Annotated in this window: 20 protein-coding genes; 16 read left to right on the plus strand and 4 right to left on the minus strand. The window is 70.3% G+C overall.

Annotation, left to right across the window (positions count from 1 at the left end; all coding sequences use genetic code 11):
* Positions 1 to 4: 4 nt before the first annotated feature.
* Positions 5 to 1,618: an AMP-binding protein gene (locus ACNJ93_RS24705; protein ID WP_418959621.1), complete on the minus strand. Its 1,614-nt coding sequence runs from the start codon at positions 1,616 to 1,618 to the stop codon at positions 5 to 7.
* A 141-nt stretch (positions 1,619 to 1,759) separates the two neighbouring features.
* Here ACNJ93_RS24705 and ACNJ93_RS24710 point away from each other — a divergent pair, with 141 nt between their 5' ends.
* The 4 genes from ACNJ93_RS24710 (at position 1,760) to tpx (ending at position 5,640) form a co-directional block, all read left to right on the plus strand.
* Positions 1,760 to 2,920 carry an acyl-CoA dehydrogenase family protein gene (locus ACNJ93_RS24710; protein WP_418959622.1) on the plus strand — a complete coding sequence of 387 codons (1,161 nt, stop codon included), beginning with the start codon at positions 1,760 to 1,762 and terminating at the stop codon, positions 2,918 to 2,920.
* On the plus strand, positions 2,917 to 3,315 hold the full coding sequence (locus tag ACNJ93_RS24715; protein WP_418959623.1) for a RidA family protein: 399 nt from the start codon (positions 2,917 to 2,919) through the stop codon (positions 3,313 to 3,315). Before ACNJ93_RS24710 ends, ACNJ93_RS24715 begins: the two co-directional genes overlap by 4 nt.
* A 181-nt stretch (positions 3,316 to 3,496) precedes the next feature.
* Entirely contained in the window at positions 3,497 to 5,047 is a 1,551-nt protein-coding gene (locus tag ACNJ93_RS24720) for an MFS transporter (RefSeq protein ID WP_418959624.1), read from the plus strand.
* Between the two features lie 92 nt (positions 5,048 to 5,139).
* Positions 5,140 to 5,640: a thiol peroxidase gene (tpx, locus tag ACNJ93_RS24725; protein ID WP_418959625.1), complete on the plus strand. Its 501-nt coding sequence runs from the start codon at positions 5,140 to 5,142 to the stop codon at positions 5,638 to 5,640.
* Between the two features lie 80 nt (positions 5,641 to 5,720).
* Here tpx and ACNJ93_RS24730 read toward each other — a convergent pair whose 3' ends face one another.
* A complete protein-coding gene (locus tag ACNJ93_RS24730; protein ID WP_418959626.1) occupies positions 5,721 to 7,250 on the minus strand; it encodes a helix-turn-helix domain-containing protein in 1,530 nt (509 codons plus the stop codon).
* A gap of 301 nt (positions 7,251 to 7,551) precedes the next feature.
* Complete coding sequence (locus ACNJ93_RS24735) at positions 7,552 to 8,268, minus strand: SDR family NAD(P)-dependent oxidoreductase (RefSeq protein WP_418959627.1); 717 nt, start codon at positions 8,266 to 8,268, stop codon at positions 7,552 to 7,554.
* 69 nt (positions 8,269 to 8,337) lie between these two features.
* Between ACNJ93_RS24735 and ACNJ93_RS24740 the strand changes: the two genes are divergently transcribed.
* The 11 genes from ACNJ93_RS24740 to ACNJ93_RS24790 all read left to right on the plus strand — a co-directional run bounded on the left by ACNJ93_RS24740 (position 8,338) and on the right by ACNJ93_RS24790 (position 24,238).
* Positions 8,338 to 8,904 carry a MarR family winged helix-turn-helix transcriptional regulator gene (locus ACNJ93_RS24740; protein ID WP_418959628.1) on the plus strand — a complete coding sequence of 189 codons (567 nt, stop codon included), beginning with the start codon at positions 8,338 to 8,340 and terminating at the stop codon, positions 8,902 to 8,904.
* Positions 8,905 to 9,172: 268 nt separating this feature from the next.
* On the plus strand, positions 9,173 to 11,887 hold the full coding sequence (gene acnA / locus ACNJ93_RS24745; protein ID WP_418959629.1) for an aconitate hydratase AcnA: 2,715 nt from the start codon (positions 9,173 to 9,175) through the stop codon (positions 11,885 to 11,887).
* 365 nt (positions 11,888 to 12,252) lie between these two features.
* Complete coding sequence (gene ngcE / locus ACNJ93_RS24750; protein ID WP_418959630.1) at positions 12,253 to 13,692, plus strand: N-acetylglucosamine/diacetylchitobiose ABC transporter substrate-binding protein; 1,440 nt, start codon at positions 12,253 to 12,255, stop codon at positions 13,690 to 13,692.
* Positions 13,693 to 13,744: 52 nt separating this feature from the next.
* Complete coding sequence (locus ACNJ93_RS24755; protein WP_418959631.1) at positions 13,745 to 14,680, plus strand: carbohydrate ABC transporter permease; 936 nt, start codon at positions 13,745 to 13,747, stop codon at positions 14,678 to 14,680.
* A gap of 14 nt (positions 14,681 to 14,694) precedes the next feature.
* Complete coding sequence (locus ACNJ93_RS24760; protein ID WP_418959632.1) at positions 14,695 to 15,630, plus strand: carbohydrate ABC transporter permease; 936 nt, start codon at positions 14,695 to 14,697, stop codon at positions 15,628 to 15,630.
* Positions 15,631 to 15,793: 163 nt separating this feature from the next.
* Positions 15,794 to 17,005, plus strand: a complete 1,212-nt coding sequence (locus ACNJ93_RS24765; protein ID WP_418959633.1) for an ROK family transcriptional regulator — start codon at positions 15,794 to 15,796, stop codon at positions 17,003 to 17,005.
* Positions 17,006 to 17,128: 123 nt separating this feature from the next.
* On the plus strand, positions 17,129 to 18,223 hold the full coding sequence (locus ACNJ93_RS24770) for a sugar ABC transporter substrate-binding protein (protein ID WP_418959634.1): 1,095 nt from the start codon (positions 17,129 to 17,131) through the stop codon (positions 18,221 to 18,223).
* A 121-nt stretch (positions 18,224 to 18,344) separates the two neighbouring features.
* The gene (locus tag ACNJ93_RS24775; protein WP_418959635.1) at positions 18,345 to 19,148 is read left to right on the plus strand and encodes an ATP-binding cassette domain-containing protein; all 804 of its coding nucleotides are present in this window, start codon (positions 18,345 to 18,347) and stop codon (positions 19,146 to 19,148) included.
* Positions 19,145 to 20,425 (plus strand): sugar ABC transporter permease, encoded by a 1,281-nt coding sequence (locus tag ACNJ93_RS24780; protein WP_418959636.1) that lies wholly within the window; start codon positions 19,145 to 19,147, stop codon positions 20,423 to 20,425. The genes ACNJ93_RS24775 and ACNJ93_RS24780 overlap by 4 nt, the downstream gene beginning before the upstream one ends.
* A 215-nt stretch (positions 20,426 to 20,640) precedes the next feature.
* Positions 20,641 to 22,566, plus strand: a complete 1,926-nt coding sequence (gene dxs, locus ACNJ93_RS24785) for a 1-deoxy-D-xylulose-5-phosphate synthase (protein WP_418959637.1) — start codon at positions 20,641 to 20,643, stop codon at positions 22,564 to 22,566.
* A gap of 193 nt (positions 22,567 to 22,759) precedes the next feature.
* Positions 22,760 to 24,238 (plus strand): amino acid permease, encoded by a 1,479-nt coding sequence (locus tag ACNJ93_RS24790; protein WP_418961515.1) that lies wholly within the window; start codon positions 22,760 to 22,762, stop codon positions 24,236 to 24,238.
* A gap of 29 nt (positions 24,239 to 24,267) precedes the next feature.
* Here ACNJ93_RS24790 and ACNJ93_RS24795 read toward each other — a convergent pair whose 3' ends face one another.
* On the minus strand, positions 24,268 to 24,657 hold the full coding sequence (locus ACNJ93_RS24795; RefSeq protein ID WP_418959638.1) for an NTP pyrophosphohydrolase: 390 nt from the start codon (positions 24,655 to 24,657) through the stop codon (positions 24,268 to 24,270).
* A gap of 209 nt (positions 24,658 to 24,866) precedes the next feature.
* On the opposite strand from ACNJ93_RS24795, the gene ACNJ93_RS24800 reads away from it, so the two are divergent.
* Entirely contained in the window at positions 24,867 to 25,904 is a 1,038-nt protein-coding gene (locus tag ACNJ93_RS24800) for a hypothetical protein (RefSeq protein WP_418959639.1), read from the plus strand.
* The last annotated feature ends 28 nt before the right edge of the window (positions 25,905 to 25,932 follow it).

Genomic DNA, 25,932 nt, shown 5'->3' on the forward strand with positions numbered 1-25,932 from the left:
CCGCTCACTCTAGATCGCGCAGCCGGTAGCGCTGCAGCTTGCCCGTCGCCGTGCGCGGCAGCGCCTCCAGGAAGACGAACTCGCGGGGGCACTTGTACGGGACCAGGCGGGTCTTCACGAAGTCGCGCAGCGCGTCCGCGGTCCGGGGGTCCCCGGGCACCCCGTCCCGCAGCACCGCGTACGCCACCGCGATCTGGCCGCGCAGCTCGTCCGGGCGGCCCACGACCGCCGCCTCCCGCACGTCCGGGTGGGCGAGCAGCGCCTCCTCGACCTGGGGTCCGGCGATGTTGTACCCGGCCGAGACGATCATGTCGTCGGCGCGGGCCACGTAGCGGAAGTAGCCGTCCGGCTCACGGACGTACGTGTCGCCGGTGAGGTTCCAGCCGTCGCGCACGTACTCGGTCTGGCGCGGGTCCGCGAGATAGCGGCAGCCGACCGGGCCGCGGACCGCGAGCAGCCCCTCCTCGCCGTCCGGGACGGGCTCGCCCGCCGCGTCCACGATCCTGGCGCGCCAGCCGGGGACGGGGACGCCGGTGGTGCCGGGCCGGATGTCGCCCTCGGCGGCGGAGATGAAGATGTGCAGCAGCTCCGTCGCGCCGATGCCGTTGATCAGCCGCAGGCCGGTCCGGTCCCGCCAGGCCTCCCAGGTCGCGGCGGGCAGGTTCTCGCCGGCCGAGACGCAGCGGCGCAGCGAGCCCAGGTCGTGCCCGTCCATCTCGTCGAGCATGACCCGGTACGCCGTGGGCGCGGTGAACAGCACCGTCGCCCGGTGCTCGGCGACCGCTTCCAGCAGCTGCTTCGGCCCGGCCTGTTCGAGCAGCAGGGCGCTGGCCCCGGCCCGCATCGGGAAGATCACGAGTCCGCCGAGGCCGAAGGTGAAGCCCAGCGGCGGGCTGCCGGCGAAGACGTCGTCCGGTCCGGGCCGCAGCACCTGCGCGGAGAAGGTGTCCGCGATCGCCAGCACGTCCCGGTGGAAGTGCATGCAGCCCTTGGGCCGCCCCGTGGTCCCGGAGGTGAACGCGATCAGCGCCACGTCGTCGGCGGCCGTCGGCACGGCCTCGTACGCGCCCGGCTTGCCCATCGTCAGGGAGAGCAGGTCGTCGGGGGCGTCGCCGCCGTACGCGGTGATCCGCAGCCCCGGCACCTCGGCCTTCACCAGGTCGTCGACGCTCCGTACGTCGCACAGGGCGTGCGTCACCCGGGCCATCTCGCACATCACGGCCAGCTCCCCGGCCCGCTGCTGGGCCAGGACGGTCACGGCCACCGCGCCCGCCTTCATCACGGCCAGCCAGCAGGCGGCCAGCCACGGCGTGGTCGGACCGCGCAGCAGCACCCGGTTGCCGGGGCGGACGCCGAGGTCGTCGGTGAGCACATGGGCGATCCGGTTCACCCGTTCGCGCAGCTCGCCGTAGGTCCAGACCGCGCCGGCCGCGTCGCGGAAGACCGGCCGGTGGGCGCCGAAGCGCTCCGTGGTGCGGTCGAGGAGTTCGGTCCCGCAGTTGAGCCGGTCCGGATAGCGCAGTTCCGGCAGATCGAAGCGCAGTTCCGGCCACTGCCCGGCGGGCGGCAGGTGGTCGCGGGTGAAGGTGTCCTGGTGCGCCGAGGGTGTCAGCTCCATGGGTTTCGCCCCTTGTCGTGGTGGGGTCGCCCCACGAGCGTATCGTGATGGTGACGACAGTCAACGGTTCGCGATAAAGCAGTGCTGCCGCGGTGGTGAGCCGTGGGTGATCCGAACGACGCGACGGAAGAGGGGGCCGGAATGCCCGTATTCTCGCTCGATCCGGCACAAGTCGACTGGTGCGCCACGCTGCGCGCCCTGGCCGCGGAACGGCTCCGCCCGCTCGCCGAGAAGGGCGAGCCGGGGCGGGTGAACCGTCCCCTGGTCGCCGCCCTCGGCGACCTGGGACTCCTGTCCCGGCTGTTCTCCGCCGGCGCCCTGGAGCTCTGCCTGCTGCGGGAGTCCCTGGCCACGGCCTGCACGGAGGCCGAGACCGCACTCGCCCTCCAGGGCCTGGGCGCCCATCCGGTGGCCTCCGCGGGGACGGCCGCGCAGCGGGAGCGCTGGCTGCCCGAGGTCGCCGCGGGGCGGGCCGTCGCGGCCTTCGCGCTCAGCGAGCCCGACGCCGGCTCGGACGCCGCCGCCCTCGCCCTCGACGCCGCGCCGGACGGCGCCGGCGGCTGGCGGCTGACCGGCGAGAAACGCTGGATCTCCAACGCCCCCGAGGCCGACTTCTACACCGTCTTCGCCCGCACCACGCCCGGCGCGGGCTCCCGGGGCGTCACCGCCTTCCTCGTCCCCGCCGACCGCCCCGGCCTCACCGGCGAGCCCCTCGACATGCTCAGCCCGCACGCCATCGGCGCCCTCGCCTTCGACGGCGTGCCGGTCGGCCCCGACGACCTGCTCGGCGAGCCGGACCACGGCTTCCGGGTCGCCATGAACACCCTGAACCTGTTCCGGCCCAGCGTCGGCGCCTTCGCCGTCGGCATGGCGCAGGCCGCCCTGGACGCCGCCCTCGCCCACACCGCCGGCCGCACCGCCTTCGGCGGCGTCCTCGCCGACCTGCAGTCCGTGGGCCACCGCGTCGCGGAGATGGCCACCCGCACCGAGGCCGCCCGGCTCCTGGTGTACGCGGCGGCCGCGGCGTACGACGCGGGCGCCGCGGACGTGCCGCGGCGCTCCGCCATGGCGAAACTGCTCGCGACGGAGACCGCGCAGTACGTCGTCGACAGCGCCGTCCAGCTGCACGGCGCGCGCGCCCTGCAACGCGGCCACCTGCTGGAACACCTCTACCGCGAGGTGCGCGCGCCGAGGATCTACGAGGGCGCGACGGAAGTGCAGCGCACGATCATCGCCAAGGAGCTCTACAAACGGCATGCGGCGGCCCGCGCCGACGCCGCTCTCGAGGAGGCCCGCGCATGAGTCTGCACCGCCACAACCCCGCCGCGCTCTCCCCGCCCACCGGCTTCTCGCACGCGGTCACCGCCACCGGCTCCCGGCTGGTCTTCCTCGCCGGGCAGACCGCCCTCGACAGCGACGGCAAGGTGGTGGGGGAGACCCTGCCCGAGCAGTTCGCCACCGCCCTGACCAACCTGCTCACCGCCCTGCGCCACGCCGGCGGCGTCCCCGCCGACCTGGCCCGCGTCACCGTGTACACGACGGACGTCGCCGAGTACCGGGAGCACGCCGCCGAACTGGGCCGGATCTGGCGCGGTTTGGCCGGCCGCGACTACCCGGCGATGGCCGTGATCGGCGTGGTGCGGCTGTGGGACGAGCAGGCGAAGGTCGAACTGGACGGCTTCGCGGTCGTGGACTGAGCGGCAGGCACGGACTCCCGTCCCGGGCAGGGCCGTTGGCGTGCGCGAACGCCTCGCCGCCCCTTCGGGAGGGGAGCCCGCGCGGGGTCCTTGATCGACTGGTGAGCCCCCGGAGCCGGGCTTATTTTCGAGAGGTGGACTGACCGGCCCACGGGACCCCCACGTGAGGGCGCGATGCGCCATGACTCATCCCAAGCCGACGACACCAGCGACGACCGCCGCCCCGCGGAAGAAGGGCGACGGCAAGGGCATCGCCCTCTTCGTGATCGCCTCCTGTCAGCTGATGGTCGTGCTCGACATCACGATCGTGAACATCGCGCTCCCGCACATCCAGCGCGCGCTCGACTTCTCCACGACCAACCTGTCGTGGGTTGTCAACGCGTACACGCTGACCTTCGGCGGACTGCTGCTGCTGGGCGGACGCGCGGGTGACATACTCGGCCGCCGCCGGGTGTTCATCTTCGGCGTGCTGCTGTTCGGCCTGGCCTCGCTGTTGTGCGGCGTGGCCCAGAGCAGCTGGCAACTGCTGGCCGCCCGCGCCCTGCAGGGCGTCGGCGGAGCGATCTCCTCCCCGACGTCGCTCTCGCTCATCACCACGAACTTCGAGGAGGGACCGGAACGCAACCGGGCCTTCGGCGTGTTCGCGGGCGTGTCCGCGGGCGGCGGCGCGATCGGCCTGCTGGCCGGCGGGGTGCTCGTCGAGTGGCTGGACTGGCGCTGGATCTTCTTCGTCAACGTGCCGATCGCGCTGCTGATCGCCTTCCTCACGCCGCGCCACGTCAAGGAGTCCGAGCGGCATCCGGGCCACTTCGACCTCATGGGCGCGCTGACGTCCACGCTGGGCATGGTGGCGCTGGTGTACGGCTTCATCCGCGCCGCGCAGGAGGGCTGGCGGGACCCGCTGACGCTCACGTCGTTCGGCGTCGCGGTGGTGCTCCTGATCGCGTTCGTCCTGATCGAGCAGCGCTCGCGGCAGCCCATCACGCCCCTGCACATGTTCGCCGACCGGAACCGGGCGGGCACCTACGGCATCATGCTCTGCCTCGCCGCGGCGATCTTCGGCATGTTCTTCTTCCTGACCCTGTTCGTGCAACAGGTGCTGGACTTCAGCCCCTTGCAGGCCGGGCTCGCGTTCCTGCCGGTGAGCGCGGTGATCGCGGTGGCGGCGGGCTTCACCTCGCAACTCCTGCCACGGTGGGGCCCGAAACCCTTCATGGTGGCGGGATCGCTGTTCCTGGCGGCGGGCCTGTCCTGGCTGACGCTCACCGACGTCCACTCCACGTACGCGGGCTCCATCCTCGGCCCGATGCTGACGTTCGCCGCGGGCATGGGCCTGATGTTCGTCTCGCTGACCCTGATGGCGCTGTCCAACGTCGAGCCCCACGAGGCGGGCGCGGCCTCCGGCCTCCTCAACGCGACGCAGCAGGTGGGCGGTTCGCTGGGCCTGTCGATCCTGGTCACGGTCTTCGGCACGGTCAGCCGCAACGAGGCCGACACCCAGGTCCCGGCCTTCCTCGCCCAGGCGAGCCCCCTGGAGAAGGCCCTCTTCGCCAAGACCGGCCAGCTCCCGCCCCCTTGGGGCGACGAGGTCCTCACCGCGGGCGTCTCGGCCGGCTTCATCGTCGCCGCCGCGTTCGCCATCGTCGCCCTGATCATCTCCCTCGTCGCCATCAAGGTCCGCCCCTCCGACATCGAACGCCTCAAGGGCGGCATGGGCCCGCCACCGGGCTGAGGGCGGGGAGGGGCCGCTGACCAAGGGTGCCCGGTGAGCCACGAACAGTAGGATCGCGTGCGTTGCCGCACATGCGATCCAAGGAGAAACTCGTGGCTCAGACCGCCTTCCAGGGCAATCCCGTCAAGGTCAACGGCACCCTGCCGGCTCCGGGGACCATCGCCCCGCCCTTCTCGCTGGTGGCCAAGGACCTGTCCGACGTGTCGCTGGACCACTACGAGGGCAAGCGCAAGGTCCTGAACATCTTCCCGAGCGTCGACACCGGTGTCTGCGCCGCCTCGGTCCGCAAGTTCAACGAGGTCGCCGACGGCCTGGAGAACACGGTGGTCCTGTGCGTCTCCGCCGACCTGCCGTTCGCGCAGGCGCGCTTCTGCGGCACCGAGGGACTGGAGAACGTGGTCAGCGTCTCCACCGTCCGCGGCCGCGCCTTCCACACCGACTACGGCGTCGACATCGCCGAGGGCCCCCTGGCCGGCCTGGCCGCCCGCGCCGTCGTCGTCCTCGACGAGACCAACAAGGTCCTCCACTCGGAGCTGGTCAACGAGATCACGACCGAGCCCAACTACGACGCGGCCCTCGCGGCCCTGAAGTAACCCGAGACGCACCGGGCCCCGTTCCTCTCCCAGGAGTCTCTTGGGAGAGGAACGGGGCCCGGTTCTTTGTCTCGCGCCGGTCAGATGTCGCGGAAGATCTCGATCTGGGCGCCGACCGAGTTGAGGCGTTCGGCCAGGTCCTCGTAGCCGCGGTTGATGACGTAGACGTTGCGGAGGACCGAGGTGCCCTCGGCCGCCATCATCGCCAGGAGGACGACCACCGCCGGGCGCAGGGCCGGGGGGCACATCATTTCGGCGGCGCGCCAGCGGGTGGGGCCCTCGACCAGGACGCGGTGCGGGTCCAGGAGTTGGAGGCGGCCGCCGAGGCGGTTGAGGTCGGTGAGGTAGATGGCCCGGTTGTCGTAGACCCAGTCGTGGATCAGCGTCTTGCCCTGCGCGACCGCCGCGATGGCGGCGAAGAACGGGACGTTGTCGATGTTCAGGCCGGGGAACGGCATGGGGTGGATCTTGTCGATCGGGGCCTCCAGCTTGGAGGGCCGGACCGTGAGGTCCACCAGGCGGGTGCGGCCGTTGTCCGCCGGGTACTCCGCGCTGCGGTCGTGGTCGAGGCCCATCTCCTCCAGGACCGCGAGCTCGATCTCCATGAACTCGATGGGGACGCGGCGGATGGTCAGTTCCGACTCCGTGACCACCGCGGCCGCCAGGAGGCTCATCGCCTCGACCGGGTCCTCGGAGGGGGAGTAGTCCACGTCGACGTCGATGTCCGGGACGCCGTGGACGGTCAGCGTGGTCGTGCCGATGCCCTCGACGCGGACGCCCAGCGCCTCCAGGAAGAAGCAGAGGTCCTGGACCATGTAGTTGGACGAGGCGTTGCGGATGACCGTGACGCCGTCGTGGCGGGCGGCCGCCAGCAGGGCGTTCTCGGTCACCGTGTCGCCGCGCTCGGTCAGCACGATCGGGCGGCCCGGGGTGACCGAGGGCTCGACCTGCGCGTGGTACAGGCCCTCCGTCGCCGTGATGTCCAGGCCGAAGCGGCGCAGCGCGATCATGTGCGGCTCGATGGTGCGGGTGCCGAGGTCGCAGCCGCCGGCGTACGGCAGCTTGAAGCGGTCCATGCGGTGCAGCAGCGGGCCGAGGAACATGATGATGGAGCGGGTGCGGCGCGCGGCGTCGGCGTCGATGGCCTCCATGTCCAGCTCGGCCGGCGGCACGAGCTCCAGGTCGACGCCGTCGTTGATCCAACGGGTCTTCACGCCGATGGAGTTGAGGACCTCCAGCAGCCGGAAGACCTCTTCGATGCGGGCCACGCGGCGCAGCACCGTGCGGCCCTTGTTGAGCAGCGAGGCGCACAGCAGCGCCACGCAGGCGTTCTTGCTGGTCTTGACGTCGATGGCGCCGGAGAGCCGGCGGCGGCCGACGACTCGCAGATGCATGGGGCCGGCGTAGCCGAGGGAGACGATCTCGCTGTCGAGCGCCTCGCCGATGCGGGCGATCATCTCAAGGCTGATGTTCTGGTTGCCGCGTTCGATCCGGTTCACGGCGCTCTGGCTGGTGGCCAGGGCCTCCGCGAGCTGGGACTGCGTCCAGCCGCGATGCTGACGCGCGTCACGGATGAGCTTGCCGATGCGTACGAGGTAATCGTCTGCCATGGCCGCAGGTTATCTCAGATATGAGATGTGACTGACGTTGAGGGTGTGTCAATCGGGTGAATCCGGACGAAGTGTCACGCACGGACGCGTGAGCGGCCCCACGTGCGGCCGTGTGATGCGTTCCGCCCGGAGGGAGTTCGGCGCCCGTACGGCGGCGCCTACCCTCGTCGGCTCCCGCCGACCGCCCGCTGACGGGCCGTGAGCTCCGCGGACACCTGCGCCGCCGGTCACGGCCCGATCGTCGCCGCGCCGCCCTCCTCTCGCAAGCGCACGCCGCCGTACGGGTTCCCCGCGGCCCGGGTTACCGCGTGGTGTGGGCGCCTCCGTTGACGTGGAGGGTCTGGCCGGTGATGTGCCGGGCGCCCGGGGAGGCGAGGAAGTGGGCCGTCGCGGCGATGTCGTCGACCGTGCCGGGCCGCTGGTTGTGCGTCTCGTCGACGAGCGCGCGGCGGCGCTCCTCGCTCAGGCCGCCGCCGAAGAAGTTGGTGCCGGCGATGTACCCGGCGGAGATGACGTTGCAGGTGACGCCCCGTGGGGCGAGCTCGGCGGACAGGGCGACGTTCCAGGCCGCCAGGGCCGCCTTGGCCGCCCCGTACGAGCCGCCCCGGCGCTCGGCGCCGATCGAGCCGATGCTGAGGACGCAGCCGCCGTCGGCGAGCCCGTCCCGTACGGCCGCCGTGGTCACCACCGCCGTCAGCAGGTTCTGCGACAGGTGCGCGTGCCACTGCGCGACGAGCGCGTCCAGTTCGGAGCCTTGGCCGGAGTCGGCCGGCACCAGGCCGCCGGCCGCGTTGACGAGGACGTCCACCCGGCCGAGCCGGCCGGCGAGCGCCGCGGCCTGCCCGGGGTCGGCCGCGTCGCAGGCGACGCCCTCCACGCCCAGCTCGCCGGCGGCCCGTTCCACGGTCGCGGCGGTGCGTCCGGTGATGACGACCTTCGCGCCGTCGGCGGCGAAGCGGGCCGCGACGGCCCGGCCGATGCCGCTGCTGCCTCCGGTGACGAGAACGGTGCGGGTCAAGGGATCCTCCTGCTCGCTTGCCACTGCTACGTTTAGACCTAAACATAGCCGTAGGCAAAGGATCACACCATGGCCGAAGCCCACGCCGACGCCGACTCGGACACCGGCCCCGACGCCGACTCGGACACCGGCCCCGCCCGCTCCGCCGCCGAGATCGCCGCGGCGTGGCGGCGGGAGAGGCCCGGCACCCCCACCGAGTCGATCGAGGTCGTGACCCCCGTCTGGTGGCTCGGAAAGCTGTTCGCCGACGACCGTGCCCGGACCCTGCGGCAGGCCGGAATCGACTCGGCCACCCTCGACCTGCTCTCCGTCATCCGCCGTTCCGGTCCCCCTTACGCCCTGAGCACCCGCGAACTCGCCCGGCGCACCCTGGTGACGGCCGGCGCGATCTCGCAGCGGGTCGCCCGGGCCGAACGCGACGGACTCGTGCGCCGCACCCCGGGCGAGGGCCGCCGTGCCGTCCTGGTGGAGCTCACGGACGAGGGGCACGCGCTCATCGAGCGCTCGGTCGACACCGTCCTGGGCCGGGAGGCCGAGCTCGTCGCCTCCCTCTCGGCGGACGAACGGGGCTCACTCATCGCACTCCTGGACAAACTGCTCACCGACGTTCGTCACCGCCTGCACGCCCCGGAGTGAGGGGCGCGTCCCGTACGGCGGTGCTCGACACGCTCGGGAGCGGCGCTCACCTGCGGTGTCGTGGAAGAGGGCGGTCTCGGGCATGCCGGGGCATGACCGCGAGGCGGGGATGCACTAGAGTTATCTCGACATCGAGATAACTGCTTACGGCGCACCGCTGCCGCCCACCCGGTAAGGGTTACCTAACTAAGTCTTACCTTAGCGGACCGGCGAGGAGTCGTGGCGGCAGCATGACGGTAGTACGCGCACTTTGATGAAGGAGACTGTCGTGTCGGCGAACAGCTTCGACGCCCGCAGCACGCTGCGCGTGGGCGACGAGTCGTACGAGATCTTCCGCCTGGACAAGGTCGAGGGCTCTGCCCGGCTCCCCTACAGCCTTAAGGTTCTGCTGGAGAACCTGCTCCGCACCGAGGACGGCGCGAACATCACCGCCGACCACATCCGGGCGCTGGGCAACTGGGACTCCCAGGCCCAGCCCAGCCAGGAGATCCAGTTCACGCCGGCCCGCGTGATCATGCAGGACTTCACCGGCGTTCCGTGTGTCGTGGACCTCGCGACCATGCGTGAGGCCGTGAAGGAGCTCGGCGGCGACCCCGCCAAGATCAACCCGCTGGCCCCGGCCGAGCTGGTCATCGACCACTCCGTCATCGCCGACAAGTTCGGCACCAAGGACGCCTTCGGCCAGAACGTCGAGCTGGAGTACGGCCGCAACAAGGAGCGCTACCAGTTCCTGCGCTGGGGCCAGACCGCCTTCGACGAGTTCAAGGTCGTCCCGCCCGGCACCGGCATCGTCCACCAGGTGAACATCGAGCACCTGGCCCGCACGGTCATGGTCCGGGGCGGCCAGGCGTACCCCGACACCCTCGTCGGCACCGACTCGCACACCACCATGGTCAACGGCCTCGGTGTGCTCGGCTGGGGCGTCGGCGGCATCGAGGCCGAGGCCGCCATGCTCGGCCAGCCGGTCTCCATGCTGATCCCGCGCGTCGTCGGCTTCAAGCTGACCGGCGAACTGCCCACCGGCACCACCGCCACCGACCTCGTGCTCACGATCACCGAGATGCTGCGCAAGCACGGCGTCGTCGGCAAGTTCGTCGAGTTCTACGGCGAGGGCGTCGCCGCCACCTCCCTGGCGAACCGCGCCACCATCGGCAACATGTCGCCGGAGTTCGGCTCCACCGCCGCGATCTTCCCGATCGACGACGAGACCCTGAACTACCTCAAGCTCACCGGCCGCTCCGAGCAGCAGGTCGCGCTCGTCGAGGCGTACGCCAAGGAGCAGGGCCTCTGGCTGGACCCGTCCGCCGAGCCGGACTTCTCCGAGAAGCTGGAGCTCGACCTCTCCACGGTCGTCCCGTCCATCGCCGGCCCGAAGCGTCCGCAGGACCGCATCGTCCTCGCCGAGGCCGCCACGCAGTTCGCCCAGGACGTCCGCAACTACGTCGACATGGTCGACGAGGCGGGCCAGGAGTCCTTCCCGGCCTCCGACTCCCCGGCGGTCAGCAGCTCCGTCCCGTCGAACCCGGTCCAGGTCACGGCCCCCGACGGCTCGACCTACGAGCTCGACCACGGCGCCGTCACCGTCGCCGCGATCACCTCCTGCACCAACACCTCGAACCCGTACGTCATGGTCGCCGCCGCGCTCGTCGCGAAGAAGGCCGTGGAGAAGGGCCTGACCCGCAAGCCGTGGGTCAAGACCACCCTCGCCCCGGGCTCGAAGGTCGTCACCGACTACTTCGACAAGGCGGGCCTGACCCCGTACCTCGACAAGGTCGGCTTCAACCTCGTCGGCTACGGCTGCACCACCTGCATCGGCAACTCCGGCCCGCTGCCGGAGGAGGTCTCCAAGGCCGTCAACGAGCACGACCTCGCGGTCACCTCGGTCCTCTCCGGCAACCGGAACTTCGAGGGCCGCATCAACCCCGACGTCAAGATGAACTACCTGGCCTCCCCGCCGCTGGTCGTCGCGTACGCCCTCGCGGGTTCCATGAAGGTGGACATCACCAAGGACGCGCTGGGCACCGACACCGAGGGCAACCCGGTGTTCCTGAAGGACATCTGGCCGACCGAGGCCGAGGTCAACGACGTCGTCGCCAACGCCATCGGCGAGGACATGTTCGCGAAGTCCTACGAGGACGTCTTCGCGGGCGACGCCCAGTGGCAGGCGCTGCCGATCCCGACCGGCAACACCTTCGAGTGGGACGCCGAGTCGACCTACGTCCGCAAGCCCCCGTACTTCGAGGGCATGACCATGGACCCGGCCCCGGTCACCGACATCACCGGCGCCCGCGTCCTGGCCAAGCTGGGCGACTCGGTCACCACCGACCACATCTCCCCGGCCGGAGCCATCAAGGCCGACACCCCGGCCGGCAAGTACCTCACCGAGCACGGTGTGGAGCGTCGTGACTTCAACTCCTACGGCTCGCGCCGAGGCAACCACGAGGTCATGATCCGCGGCACCTTCGCCAACATCCGCCTGCGCAACCAGATCGCGCCGGGCACCGAGGGCGGCTACACCCGCGACTTCACGCAGGAGGGCGGCCCGGTCTCCTTCATCTACGACGCCTCGCAGAACTACCAGGCCGCCGGCACCCCGCTGGTCATCCTGGGCGGCAAGGAGTACGGCTCCGGCTCGTCCCGCGACTGGGCGGCCAAGGGCACCGCGCTCCTCGGCGTCAAGGCCGTCATCACCGAGTCGTACGAGCGCATCCACCGCTCGAACCTCATCGGCATGGGCGTCCTGCCGCTGCAGTTCCCGGCCGGCCAGTCGGCCGACTCGCTCGGCCTGACCGGTGAGGAGACCTTCTCCATCACCGGCATCACGGAGCTGAACGAGGGCACCACGCCGAGCACGGTCAAGGTCACCACCGACACCGGCGTCGAGTTCGACGCGGTCGTCCGCATCGACACCCCCGGTGAGGCGGACTACTACCGCAACGGCGGCATCATGCAGTACGTGCTGCGCAACCTGATCCGCGGCTGACGCGTCAGGCGAACCGGCCACGAGGGCCGCATCCCCGCGACGGGGGTGCGGCCCTCGTGCCGTTCCCGCGGCCGCCGGCGCCGAGGACCCGGCGGGGCCGCGTATGAGGAACCGTCAGGAATTGTCGGGAGGTCTCAACTCGGGAAAGACTGCCGACCAACCTTGCTTTCGATCTTGCTCCCCTGGCGGGAAGTGGACTATACCTGTCGGCGTCCGGCCAGTCGTACCGCACACGACGGCACCACGACTGCACGACTGCACGAACCCAGCTGCAATTGACCGCGGTGGCGGGGCCCTTCGCCTCAGGCGAGCAGTACGGGCGACCGGTACACCGCCTGAGTCCTGATGAAGGCGAGGACTTGAGCATGGGATCCACCTCCGCCCACGACCATGAGGGCCTCGGCCGTCGCGATCTGATCAAGCGTTCCGTCGCTCTCGGTCTGATCTCGGTGCCGACGATGAGCTTCCTGTCCGCGTGCGCCTCCAGCGGCGGCGACGACGCGGGCGACAAGAAGCCCAAGGGGCAGACGTCCAAGGACAATCCGTTCGGTGTCGCCAAGGGCGGCAAGATCGACGTCGTCATCTTCAAGGGCGGGTACGGCGACGAGTACGCCAAGGCCTGGGAAGCCGCCTTCAACAAGAAGTGGGGCGTCACCGCCACCCACACCGGCACCCAGGAGATCACCGGCAAGCTCCAGCCGCGCTTCAACGCCGGCAACCCGCCGGACCTCGTCGACAACTCCGGCGCCCAGAAGATCAAGATCGACGTGCTGTACAAGAACGGGCAGCTCCTCGATCTCGCCGAGGTCCTCGACGCGCCTTCGGTCGACGACCCGTCCAAGAAGGTCCGCGACACCCTGATCCCCGGCACCCTCGACCCGGGCCTCCAGGAGGGCAAGGTCGTCGCCCTCAACTACATCTACACGGTGTGGGGCCTGTGGTACTCCGGCAAGCTCTTCAAGGAGAAGGGCTGGACCGAGCCCAAGACCTGGGACGAGTTCCTCGCCATCTGCAAGGACGCCACCGCGCAGGGCATCGGCGGCCTCGCCCACCAGGGCAAGCACCCGTACTACATCAACGTCGCCATCATGGACCTGATCGCCAAGAAGGGCGGCCTGGACGCCATGAAGGCGATCGACAACCTCGACCCCAAGGCGTTCGTCGGCTCCGACGCCGCCAAGGCCGCGGTCGAGGCCATCTACGAGGTCGTGGAGAAGGGCTATCTGATGCCCGGCACCAACGGCCTCACCCACACCGAGTCCCAGACCCGGTGGAACCAGTACAAGGCCGCCTTCATCACCTGCGGCTCCTGGCTGGAGAACGAGCAGATCAAGCAGACCCCGGCCGACTTCGACATGAAGTTCATGCCGATGCCGCTGCTGCCCGGCAGCAAGATGCCGTACGAGGCGATCCGCGCCGGCTCCGGCGAGCCCTTCATCATCCCGGCCAAGGCGAAGAACCTCGCCGAGGCCAAGGAGTTCATGCGGATGATGCTCTCCAAGGAGTGGTCGACGCTGTTCGCCAAGGAGGCCAACTCGCTCACCATCCTGCAGGACGGCGTCGACCCCAGCGTCAAGCTGCGCCCCGGCACCCAGTCCACCGTCGAGGTCGCCAAGAAGGCCGGCACGAACACCTTCCGGTACCTCTACACCGAGTGGTACAGCGAGATGGACACCGCCATCCAGAACGCGTCCAACGAGCTGATGGCCAAGCGCATCCAGCCCGCGGAGTGGCTGAAGCGGGCGCAGGCCGCGGTCGACAAGGCGGCCAAGGACCCGGCGTCGAAGAAGAACCGCCGCGACTGACCGCGCGCGCCGACCGCAGCATCCGCCGGGACCCACCAGGAGCAGGAACGCCATGCGCAAAGGGCAGTACCAGTTCGTCGCGGGATTTCTTCTCGTTCCCGTGGCGCTCTATCTGGTCTTCGTCATCTGGCCGTACATCCAGACCTTCGGCTATTCGCTGACCGACTGGAAGGGACAGTCGCAGGACTTCTCGTTCGTCGGCCTCGACAATTACGTCGCCCTGTTCCAGGACGACATCTTCCTCGAGGCCATCTGGCACAACATCCTGTTCCTGGTGTTCATCCCGGTGCTCACCATCCTGCTCGCGCTGTTCTTCGCCTTCATGGTGAACGCGGGCGGCCGGAGCCGGGCCGGCGGCGTCTCGGGCGTCGCCGGGGCCGGCTTCTACAAAATCGTGTACTTCTTCCCGCAGGTGCTCTCGCTGGCGATTCTCTCGGTGCTCTTCGGCGCCGTGTACCGCAGTGACACCGGCGGCATGCTCAACGGTTTCCTGGAGAAACTCGGACTGATCGACGCGGGAAAGCCGGTCGAATGGCTCAATGAGCCCAACTTCGTTCTCTGGGCCCTGATCGCGGTCGTCGTCTGGCACGGCACGGGCTTCTATCTGGTGCTGTTCTCGGCCGCCATGCAGTCCATTCCGCGGGACATCTACGAGGCCGCGCTCATCGACGGCGCCGGCCGCGCGCAGTCCTTCTTCAAGATCACGCTGCCCCTGCTGTGGGACTCGGTGCAGACCGCGTGGGTCTACCTCGGCATCGTCGCGATGGACATGTTCATCCTGGTCTCCACCATGACCGGCCCCGGCGGTGAGTTCGGCGGCGGTCCCGACCACGCCAGCGAGACCATGTCGACCGTCCTGATGCGCAACTTCCTCATTTACGGCAAGAGCGGCTACGCCTGCGCCATGGGCGTGATCATGCTGCTCCTCACCCTGATCCTGTCCGCCGTCACGCTGCGCGCCAGCCGCCGCGAGCGCATCGAGTTCTGAGCGGGAGAGCCACGATGAACGCACTCACCAAAGAGACCGCTTCGAGCGGCGGCACGGTCCCCAAGCAGCGCACCGTCCGGAAGAGCGGTTCAGGGAGCGGCGGCGGCAGGAGCGAGGGCGTCGTCCTGAACGTCTTCTCGCACGGCTTCCTCGCCCTGTGGGCGCTGATGATCGTCCTGCCGCTGCTGTGGCTGGTCCTGAGCTCCTTCAAGACCGATGCCCAGATCGCCGGCTCCGCCTTCGGCTGGCCGCAGAACTGGACCCTCGACGTCTTCGGCCGGGCCTGGGACAAGGGCATCGGCGACTACTTCCTGAACACCGTGATCGTGCTGGCGTTCTCGGTGCCGCTGACGATGCTCTTCGGCTCCATGGCCGCGTACGTGCTGGCCCGCTACGAGTTCTGGGGCAACCGGCTCCTCTACTACTTCTTCGTGGCCGGCGCGATGTTCCCGGTGTTCCTGGCGCTCGTCCCGCTGTTCTTCATGGTCAAGCTGCTCGGGATGCTGAACACGTACCAGGGCCTGGTCCTGGTGTACGTCGCCTACTCGATGCCGTTCACCGTGTTCTTCATGCACGCCTTCTTCCGCACGCTGCCGACGGCGGTCTTCGAGGCGTCGGTGCTCGACGGCGCCTCGCACACCCGGACCTTCTTCCAGGTCATGCTGCCGATGGCCAAGCCCGGTCTGCTGAGCGTCGGGATCTTCAACACGCTCGGCCAGTGGAACCAGTTCGTGCTGCCGACCGTGCTCATGCAGCCCCAGAGCGGCGACGACCCCGAGCGGTACGTGCTCACCCAGGGCCTCATCCAGCTCCAGCAGCAGCAGGGGTACGAGACCGACCTGCCGGTGCTCTTCGCCGGTGTGACGATCGCCATGATCCCGATGCTGGTGGTGTACCTCTCCTTCCAGCGCCAGGTCCAGGCCGGCCTGACCTCCGCGACCCTGAAGTAGCACTCCGAGGCGTACCTCGGCACCCCGCGAGCCCCGGCGGACGACCTCCGCCGGGGCTCGTCGGCGTGCGCAGACCACCCCCACCAGGTCTTGACGGGGACGGAGGCCAAAGCGTCGACTTAGAGTTCACATGTTGGAGAAAACGGCAGGAGTGAGTGAGTCGATGGAGACTCCCGGGTCGCAGACGTCTCTGCACAGGGCCAACCTCGAACGCGTCGTCCGAGCGGTACGCATGGCCGGATCGCTGACCCAGGCGGAGATCGCCCGGGCCACCGGGCTGTCCGCGGCCACGGTCTCCAACATCGTGCGAGAACTGAAGGACGGCGGCACGGTCGAGGTCACCCCGACCTCCGCGGGCGGCCGCCGGGCCCGCAGCGTCTCCCTCTCCGGGGACGCCGGCATCGTCATCGGCGTCGACTTCGGCCACACCCACCTGCGGGTCGCCGTCGGCAACCTCGCCCACCAGGTGCTCGCCGAGGAGTCCGAGCCGCTGGACGTCGACGCCTCCTCCGCGGAGGGCTTCGACCGGGCGGAACGCCTGGTCAACCGGCTGATCGCGAGTACGGGCATCGGCCCGGACAAGGTCGTCGGCGTGGGCCTCGGCGTGCCCGGCCCGATCGACCTGTCCTCCGGCACCCTGGGCTCGACCTCGATCCTGCCGGGCTGGAGCGGCATCAACCCGGCCGAGGAGCTCTCCGGCCGCCTCGGCGTGCCGGTCCACGTCGACAACGACGCCAACCTGGGCGCGCTCGGCGAGCTGGTGTGGGGGAGCGGCCGGGGGGTGAAGGACCTCGCGTACATCAAGGTCGCCAGCGGTGTGGGCGCCGGCCTGGTGATCGACGGCCGGGTCTACCGGGGCCCCGGCGGCACCGCCGGCGAGATCGGGCACATCACCCTGGACGAGTCGGGCCCGGTCTGCCGCTGCGGCAACCGCGGCTGCCTGGAGACCTTCGCCGCCGCCCGGTACGTGCTGCCGCTGCTCCAGCCCAGCCACGGGCCGGACCTGACGATGGAGCGGGTCGTGCAGTTGGCCCGCGAGGGCGACCCGGGCTGCCGGCGCGTGGTCGCCGACGTCGGCCGGCACGTCGGCAGCGGTGTCGCCAACCTCTGCAACCTGCTCAACCCCAGCCGGGTGGTGCTCGGCGGCGACCTGGCGGAGGCCGGGGAGCTGGTCCTGGGGCCCATCAGGGACTCCGTGGCGCGGTATTCGATCCCCAGCGCCGCCCGGCAGCTGTCGGTCGCTCCCGGCGCCCTGGGGCAGCGCGCCGAAGTGCTGGGCGCACTGGCCCTGGTGCTGAGTGAAATGGGCGATTCGACCCTGTTGGAGAGCGCCCTGCCGGGGGCCGCGCCTGCCGCCCAGCCTGCGTTCACTTAGAGAACGGATGGCGTCGTTGTCATCTCGTTAAGGATTTACTTCTTGACGTCGGGGTCGCGGCCGAGTTGACTTCCAGCCACCTCGGCCGCAAGGACGCGGCCTCGTCAGGGAGGCAACCCCAACATGAACGGAATGACGCGCCGCGTCGTCATAGGCACGGCCGCCGTATCCATGGCCCTCTCCCTCGCCGCCTGTGGCAAGGCAGGCGACGGCGGCTCGGAGAGCAAGGGCGACGGCAAGACCATCGGCCTGCTGCTCCCCGAGAACAAGACCACCCGCTACGAGACCTTCGACCGCCCGATCATCGAGGCGAAGATCAAGGCTCTCTGCTCCGACTGCGTGGTCAAGTACAACAACGCCGCGCAGGACACCGAGACCCAGAAGAAGCAGTTCGACGCCCTCGTCACCCAGGGCGTGAAGGTGATCATCCTCGACTCGGTCGACTACAAGGCCACCAAGTCGTGGGTCCAGCAGGCCGAGAAGAAGGGCGTCAAGGTCGTCGCGTACGACCGGCTGGCCGAGGGCCCGATCGCCGCGTACGTCAGCTACGACAACGAGAAGATCGGCCGCCTCCAGGGCGAGGGGCTGGTCAAGGCGCTCGGCGCCAAGGCCAAGGACGCCAACGTTGTCATGATCAACGGCTCGCCGACCGACCCGAACGCCCCGCTGTTCAAGAAGGGCGCCCACAGCGTCCTCGACGGCCAGGTCAAGAAGGTCGTCTACGAGCAGGACATCCCGGACTGGTCCCCGGACGAGGCCAACAAGAAGATGGGCGCCGCCATCGACTCCCTGGGCAAGGACGGCTTCCAGGGCGTCTACTCGGCCAACGACGGCATGGCCGGCGGCATCATCACCGCCCTGTCCAAGCAGGGCATCAAGGTCCCGGTCGGCGGCCAGGACGCGGAACTCGCCGGTCTGCAGCGGATCCTGAAGGGCGACCAGTCCTTCACCATCTACAAGCAGATCAAGCCCGAGGCCGAGACCACCGCCGAGATCGCGGTCGCCCTCCTCAAGGGCAAGGACATCGCCCCCTACACGCCGGCCAAGGTCACGAGCCTCACCGGCGAGTTCAAGGACATCCCGGCCCGCCTCTACGACGCGCAGATCGTGACGAAGGAGAACATCGCCTCCACGATCATCGCCGACGGCGTCTACAAGGCCGCGGAGATCTGCACCGCCGAGTACAAGGCGGCCTGCGAGGCGGCGGGCATCAAGTAGCCCGCCCCACCGACCGGCCCGGCGGACCCCGCCCCGTTCATCGCCCCGCAAGCGGGGGCGGGGCCGCCGGGCTCACACCCCCCTCAGCACCCCTCATCCCCGCCGGTCAGGCGGCAAGGAGATGATTCACGTGTCCGCTACGCCCGTGCTGGCGTTGCGCGGGGTCTCCAAGCGGTTCGGCGCCGTCCAGGTGCTCACCGACGTCGATCTGGAGATCCATGCCGGAGAAGTCGTCGCCCTCGTGGGCGACAACGGCGCCGGCAAGTCGACCCTCGTCAAGACGATCTCGGGCGTCCACCCGATCGACGAGGGCGTCATCGAGTGGGAGGGCCGCCCGGTCCAGATCACCAAGCCCCACGACTCCTCGGACCTCGGCGTCGCCACCGTCTACCAGGACCTCGCGCTCTGCGACAACCTCGACGTGGTCGCCAACCTCTTCCTCGGCAGCGAGCTGCGCTCCGCCTCCGTCCTCGACGAGATCGCGATGGAGAAGCGGGCCCGCGAGCTCCTCGACACGCTGTCCATCCGGATCCCGTCGGTCCGAATCCCGGTCGCCGCGCTCTCCGGCGGACAGCGCCAGGTCGTGGCCATCGCCCGCGCCCTGATCGGCGACCCGAAGATCGTCATCCTGGACGAGCCCACCGCCGCCCTCGGCGTCGAGCAGACCGCACAGGTGCTCGACCTCGTGGAGCGGCTGCGCGAGCGCGGCCACGGCGTCATCCTCATCAGCCACAACATGGCCGACGTGCGCGCCGTCGCGGACCGCGTCGCCGTGCTGCGTCTCGGCCGCAACAACGGCGTCTTCCCCGTCGCCGAGACCTCCCACGAGACGATCATCGCCGCCATCACGGGCGCCACGGACAACGCCGTGACCCGCAGGCAGGCCCGCACCGCCGGGAACATCGGGAAGGGGGCCGCCAAGTGAGCGACCTCGACAGCAAGACCCCCGCGGCGGACGGTTCGGCCGCGCCGATACCGGCCGTCGACCCGCGCCTCCTCGTCCGCGAGGAGGGCCTGAAGGGCTACTGGACGGAGTTCACCCGCAAGATCCGCGGCGGCGAGCTGGGCTCGCTGCCGGTGGTCCTCGGGCTGGTCGTCATCGCGATCGTGTTCCAGGCCCAGAACTCCAACTTCCTCTCCGCGAGCTCCGTCGCCAACATCGCGGTGTACTCCTCCGGCCTCGGCATCATGGCCGTCGGCATCGTCTTCGTCCTGATCCTGGGCGAGATCGACCTGTCGATGGGCTCCGTCGCGGGCGTCGGCGCGGCCGTCTGGGCCGTCCTCAGCGTCACCAACGGCATGAACGACCTGCTGGCCGTGGTCCTCGCGATCGCCGCCGGCCTGGTCATCGGCCTGTTGCACGGCTTCTTCTTCGCCAAGGTCGGCGTCCCGGCCTTCGTGGTCACCCTCGCCGGCTTCCTCGGCTGGAGCGGACTGCAGATCTGGCTGATGGGCAAGGAGGGCTCGATCAACGCCCCCAGCGGCTCGATCGTGGAGAACCTCACCGCGTACTACTTCGAGGACAAGGCCGCCGCGTACGGCCTGGCCCTCGTCGCCGTCCTCGCGTACGCCGGCTCGCTGTTCCTGGACTCCCGGCGCCGCCGCGCGGCCGCCCTGCCGGCCCGTCCGGCCACGGAGATCCTGCTGCGCACCGGCGTCGTCGCGGTGCTCTGCTTCGTCGTCGCCTACATCCTGAACGAGCCCGAGGGCGCCCGCGGCCTGCCGCTCGCCCTGGTCCTGTTCCTGGCCGTGCTGGTGATCGCCGACTTCGTCGCCCGCCGCACCCTGTTCGGCCGCAAGGTCTTCGCCGTCGGCGGCAGCGCCGAGGCGGCCCGCCGCGCCGGCATCAACGTGGACCGGGTCCGGATCATCGTCTTCGGCCTCTCCGGCATGCTCGCGGCCTTCGGCGGCCTGTTCGTCGCCAGCCTCTCCGGCGGCGCGACCAAGAGCCTCGGCTCCGGCAACACACTGATGCTGGTGATCGCGGCGGCCGTGATCGGCGGCACCAGCCTCTTCGGCGGCCGCGGCAAGGTCTGGTCGGCACTCCTGGGCATGATCGTGATCCAGTCGATCCAGCAGGGCCTGAACATGATCGGCATGGCCAACGAGATCCAGTACATGATCACGGGCGCGGTGCTGCTCGCCGCCGTCGTGATCGACTCGGTGTCCCGGCGCACCCAGAAGACCGCCGGACGCGCGTAAGGACGCGTACGCGTAACGCGCACCACAGTGCCCGGCGCCGAGAACCGGCGCCGGGCACTGCTGCGTCTGGCCCTGTGAGCCGCCCGTACGCCCACCGGCGTGTCGGCCACCCGGGTGACGCGGAAGCCCGGCCCTGGGACGTGCGGCCCCGGGCGGAACATTAGACTCGACAAAATCGGCAAGCTTCGATTCAGCTCAAACGCAAGGAGGCACGGGTGGCATTGCTGACCCGTATCAGGGAGCCGCGCGATCTGGACCGGCTCTCCCCGGAACAGCTGGAGCAGCTGGCCGCGGAGATCAGGACGTTTCTCGTGGACGCCGTCTCCAAGACCGGCGGCCACCTCGGCCCCAACCTCGGTGTGGTCGAGCTGACCATCGCGCTGCACCGCGTCTTCGACTCCCCGAAGGACCGGGTCCTGTGGGACACCGGCCACCAGAGCTACGTCCACAAGCTGCTCACCGGCCGCCAGGACTTCTCCCGGCTCAAGATGAAGGGCGGCCTGTCCGGCTACCCCTCGCAGGCCGAGTCCGAGCACGACGTCATCGAGAACTCGCACGCCTCGACCGTGCTCGGCTGGGCCGACGGCCTCGCCAAGGCGAACCAGATCCTGAAGAAGGACGACCACGTCGTCGCCGTCATCGGCGACGGCGCCCTCACCGGCGGCATGGCCTGGGAGGCGCTGAACAACATCGCCGACGCCAAGGACCGCCAGGTCGTCATCGTCGTCAACGACAACGAGCGCTCCTACGCCCCCACGATCGGCGGGCTGGCCAACCACCTGGCGACCCTGCGCACCACCGACGGCTACGAGCGCTTCCTCGCGCGCGGCAAGGACATCCTGGAGCGCACCCCGGTCGTCGGCAAGCCGCTCTACGAGACGCTGCACGGCGCCAAGAAGGGCCTGAAGGACTTCATCGCCCCGCAGGGCATGTTCGAGGACCTCGGCCTGAAGTACGTCGGCCCCATCGACGGCCACGACATCGAGGCCCTGGAGTCCGCGCTCACCCGCGCCAAGCGCTTCGGCGGCCCGGTGATCGTCCACTGCATCACCCAGAAGGGCCGCGGCTACGAGCCCGCCCTCTCCGACGAGGCGGACCGCTTCCACGCCGTCGGCAAGATCCACCCGGACACCGGTCTGCCGATCTCCGTCTCCGGCGCCGACTGGACCGGCGTCTTCGCCGACGAGATGGTCGCGCTCGGCAAGGAGCGCGAGGACATCGTCGCGATCACCGCGGCCATGCTCCAGCCGGTCGGCCTGGACAAGTTCGCCAAGGCCTTCCCCGAGCGGGTCTTCGACGTCGGCATCGCCGAGCAGCACGGCGCGGTCTCCGCGGCCGGTCTCGCCACCGGCGGCCTGCACCCCGTCTTCGCGGTGTACGCCACCTTCCTCAACCGCGCCTTCGACCAGGTCCTGATGGACGTGGCGCTGCACAAGTGCGGCGTCACCTTCGTCCTGGACCGCGCCGGTGTCACCGGCACCGACGGCGCCTCGCACAACGGCATGTGGGACATGTCGATCCTGCAGGTCGTCCCCGGCCTCAGGCTCGCCGCCCCGCGCGACGCCGACCAGGTCCGCGCCCAGCTGCGCGAGGCCGTCGAGGTCACCGACGCGCCGACCGTCGTCCGCTTCTCCAAGGGCGCCGTCGGCCCCGCCGTCCCGGCGGTCCGCCGGATCGGCGGCATGGACGTGCTGCGCGAGACCGGCGGCGAGAAGGCCGACGTGCTGCTCGTCTCGGTCGGTGCGCTCGCGCCCATGTGCCTGGAGATCGCCGACCTGCTCGACAAGCAGGGCATCTCCACCACCGTCGTCGACCCGCGCTGGGTCAAGCCGGTCGACGAGGCCATGGCCCCGCTGGCCGCCCGGCACCGCGTCGTCGTCACCGTCGAGGACAACGTCCGCGCCGGCGGCGTCGGCTCGGCCGTCGCCCAGGCGCTGCGCGACGCGGGCGTGGACGTGCCGCTGCGCGACTTCGGCATCCCGGCGCGTTTCCTCGACCACGCCTCGCGCGCCGAGGTCATGGCCGAGATCGGGCTGACCGCCCCGGACATCGCCCGCCAGGTCACCGGCCTGGTCTCCCGCCTCGACGGGAAGTACGAGGACACGGCCGACGCCCCCGCCGTGGAGCCCGCGCGCGACTGACGTCACGCGCCCCCGCGTTCGGCCGGTCGGGCTTCCCCCGGGAAGCCCGACCGGCCCGTTCGTGTGAATGGGGCTCAGCTCGACGCGCGCGCACGGCGTTCTGCCTCGATCATGGGCGTACGGCCATGGGTACGGAGGTACGCCGGTGAGCACGGACCTGCAGTCGAACGGGAACGGGAACGGTAACCAGTCACTGTTCCGGACCAAGACGGTCGAGCAGTCGATCAGGGACACCGAGGAACCCGAGCACGCACTCAAGAAATCCCTGTCCGCCTGGGATCTGACCATCTTCGGCGTCGGCGTCATCATCGGCACCGGCATCTTCGTGCTCACCGGCAAGGTGGCCAAGGAGAACGCCGGGCCCGCGACCGCGCTGGCCTTCGTCGCCGCCGGCATCGTCTGCGCGCTGGCCGCCCTGTGCTACGCGGAGTTCGCCTCCACGGTCCCGGTGGCCGGATCGGCGTACACCTTCGCGTACGCCTCGATCGGCGAACTGCCCGCCTGGATCATCGGCTGGGACCTGGTGCTGGAGTTCGCGCTCGGCACCGCCGTGGTCGCCGTCGGCTGGTCGGGATACGTACGGTCCCTGATGGACAACGTGGACTGGCATCTACCGGCCGCGATCCAAGGACCGGACGCGCCGGGCGGCACCTTCGACCTGCTGGCCTTCCTGCTGGTCCTGGTCCTCACCGCGATCCTGGTCGTCGGCATGAAGCTGTCCGCCCGGATCACCGCGCTGGTCGTCGCCATCAAGGTCACCGTGGTGATGATCGTGATCATCGCGGGCCTGTTCTTCCTGGTGGGCGACAACTACAAGCCCTTCATCCCCGACGCGGTGACGCCCGAGGGCGGCGCGGGCTGGCAGGACGCCCCGCTGGTCCAGCTCATGTTCGGCTACGAGCCCACCAACTTCGGGGTCATGGGCATCTTCACCGCCGCGTCCATCGTCTTCTTCGCCTTCATCGGCTTCGACGTGGTGGCCACCGCCGCCGAGGAGACCAAGCTGCCGCAGCGCGACATGCCCCGCGGCATCCTCGGCTCCCTCTTCATCTGCACCGTGCTGTACGTGGCGGTCGCCCTGGTCGTCACCGGCATGCAGCACTACACGCAACTGTCCGTCAGCGCCCCGCTCGCCGACGCCTTCAAGTCCGTCGGGCACCCCTTCTACGCGGGCGTGATCAGCTTCGGCGCCGCCGTCGGCCTCACCACCGTCTGTCTGATCCTGCTGCTCGGCCAGACCCGGGTGTTCTTCGCGATGAGCCGGGACGGCCTGCTGCCCCGCTTCTTCTCGGTCACCCACCCGAAGTTCCGCACCCCCTACCGGCCGACCATCCTGCTCGGTGTGGTCATCGCGATCGTGGCGGGCTTCACCAGCATCGACGAGCTGGCGACGCTGGTGAACATCGGCACCCTCTTCGCCTTCGTGATGGTCGCCGCCGGTGTGATCGTGCTCCGCCGCACCCGCCCCGACCTGCACCGCGCCTTCCGCACCCCGTGGGTGCCGGTGCTGCCGATCCTGTCCATCGCCGCCTCACTGTGGCTGATGCTGAACCTGCCGGGCGAGACCTGGTTCCGCTTCGGCGTCTGGATGCTCATCGGCATCGTCGTCTACTTCCTCTACGGCCGCAGCCACAGCCGCCTCGGCAAGTACGGCCCCGACGCGGAGTACTAGGCACCACGACAGGACGGACTGAAGGGCCCTCAGCGGCCCCGTACGGCGCGCGGGCCCAGGCACCGCGCGCCGTGCCGTTCCACCCGCCCCCGCAGCTCCCGGTCGGCCGTGACGACGACGCACGGCCGGCCCTCGGCCTCCGCGCGGCGCGCCAGCTCCGCGATCAGATCGTCCCCGCTGCCCGGCGCCGACTCCACCCGGACGCCCGGCACGGACTCCACGCCCCGCGCCGCGCCCTCCACCACGAGCACCAGCTCCACCGGCCCCGGCACCTCGGCCACGCCCTCGGCTGCCCTGCCGGCGAGAGAGTCGCGCAGCCGCTCGGCCGCGCCACGGCGGTCCCGCCACCAGCCGTCGGGGACGGAGCCGACGACGTTCGCGCCGTCGACGACGATCATGGGGCGGATCGGCTCGGCCATGCGCCCAATGTTATTGTCGCCAGGATTTCAAGGGTGTCAGGGAAGGTGGTCGGCAGACCATGGCGGTGTGGTCCGCGCGCAGGTCACAGGGGCGGAAAGCCGAACAGCGGCGGTCCGGCTCCGCTCCCGGAACACCCGGAGGGACGCCCGACGCGCGCGTCGCCTCCCTGAAGCCCGGAGTCCCCACGGACACTCCGCTGCCGGCCACGGTGAACTGGCTGCTGCGCGGCAAGGACGGCCGGCTCACCGCGTACGCGCCCGTCGAGGGCGGCGTGCTGCGCTGGACCGAGACCGCCGTCGGCGGACCGGCCTGGACCGCCCCCGACGTGCTGCCCGCGCCCGGCCTCGTCCCGTACCTCTCGATCGTGCAGAGCACCGAGGGCTACGTGTACCTCACCGGTCTGCGCCGGCTCCCCGGCGCGGACGGCCTGCTCGACGTGGATGTGATCTACGGCGTGCAGTACCAGACCGGCCGCCCGATGCGCGACTGGCACCCGCTGGCCAACCCCTACCCGGTGCCCCGGGTCAAGCACTTCGCCGCCCAGATGGGCGTGCCGGTCACCCACGTGGACGCCGCGGGCTCGCTGCACGTGTTCCTGAACAACGCGGGCGGCGGTGTCAGCTCCCGCAGCCAGAACCCGGTGCGCTGGCAGCCCAAGTGGGCCGACCTCAAGGGCAGCAACGTCACCGGGACGATCGGCACCGGCGTCAACGAGGCCGGTCACATCGACGTGTTCGCGCCCAGCACGGACCACGTGCTGCGCTGGAGCCAGGACGCCGCGGGCGCGGTCTTCCCCCGGCTCGACGAGGACCTCACCGCCTCGGTCGCCGACGGAACCTTCGCCGCGCTTCCCACCGGCACCACGAGCGTGACCCGCTACTGGCGCGACGCCCGGTCCGGCGAGGTGCTGGCCTGGCGCCCGGACACCGGCGCGCGGTCGCTCGGCGGCGCCACCGGCACCGGCCCGGTCGCCCTGCTGCGCACCCCGGTCGACGGCGTCGACTGCACGCTGCTGGCCCAGCGCGACGCCTCGGGGCGCATCGCCCTCGCCGCGTACCCGACGGAGCGCGAGGACGCCGGGCTCAGCTGGACGCTCACCGGCCCGGTCGTGACCGGCGCCCCGGCGCTGTGCCTGGACGGCCGCGGCCGGATCGTCCTGGCGGCGATCGGCGAGGACGGCGGGCTGCTCGTGACACGGCAGAAGGACGAGTCGGGCCTGGCGCTCGAGGAGTGGACGCGCGCCTGACGGCAGCATGCAAGCGGCCCCGGAACTC

Source organism: Streptomyces tritici (assembly GCF_048500665.1).
Taxonomy (GTDB): Bacteria; Actinomycetota; Actinomycetes; order Streptomycetales; family Streptomycetaceae; genus Streptomyces; species Streptomyces tritici.

Excerpts from the sequence above, each read along its gene's own strand:
- ACNJ93_RS24710 (WP_418959622.1), top strand. The coding sequence starts at position 1,760 with ATGCCCGTATTCTCGCTCGATCCGGCACAAGTCGACTGGTGCGCCACG.
- ACNJ93_RS24730 (WP_418959626.1), bottom strand. The coding sequence starts at position 7,250 with ATGGCAGACGATTACCTCGTACGCATCGGCAAGCTCATCCGTGACGCG.
- ACNJ93_RS24720 (WP_418959624.1), top strand. The coding sequence starts at position 3,497 with ATGACTCATCCCAAGCCGACGACACCAGCGACGACCGCCGCCCCGCGG.
- ACNJ93_RS24795 (WP_418959638.1), bottom strand. The coding sequence starts at position 24,657 with ATGGCCGAGCCGATCCGCCCCATGATCGTCGTCGACGGCGCGAACGTC.
- ACNJ93_RS24755 (WP_418959631.1), top strand. The coding sequence starts at position 13,745 with ATGCGCAAAGGGCAGTACCAGTTCGTCGCGGGATTTCTTCTCGTTCCC.
- ACNJ93_RS24740 (WP_418959628.1), top strand. The coding sequence starts at position 8,338 with ATGGCCGAAGCCCACGCCGACGCCGACTCGGACACCGGCCCCGACGCC.
- ACNJ93_RS24775 (WP_418959635.1), top strand. The coding sequence starts at position 18,345 with ATGATTCACGTGTCCGCTACGCCCGTGCTGGCGTTGCGCGGGGTCTCC.
- ACNJ93_RS24705 (WP_418959621.1), bottom strand. The coding sequence starts at position 1,618 with ATGGAGCTGACACCCTCGGCGCACCAGGACACCTTCACCCGCGACCAC.
- ACNJ93_RS24715 (WP_418959623.1), top strand. The coding sequence starts at position 2,917 with ATGAGTCTGCACCGCCACAACCCCGCCGCGCTCTCCCCGCCCACCGGC.
- ACNJ93_RS24770 (WP_418959634.1), top strand. The coding sequence starts at position 17,129 with ATGAACGGAATGACGCGCCGCGTCGTCATAGGCACGGCCGCCGTATCC.
- ACNJ93_RS24765 (WP_418959633.1), top strand. The coding sequence starts at position 15,794 with ATGGAGACTCCCGGGTCGCAGACGTCTCTGCACAGGGCCAACCTCGAA.
- ngcE (WP_418959630.1), top strand. The coding sequence starts at position 12,253 with ATGGGATCCACCTCCGCCCACGACCATGAGGGCCTCGGCCGTCGCGAT.
- ACNJ93_RS24760 (WP_418959632.1), top strand. The coding sequence starts at position 14,695 with ATGAACGCACTCACCAAAGAGACCGCTTCGAGCGGCGGCACGGTCCCC.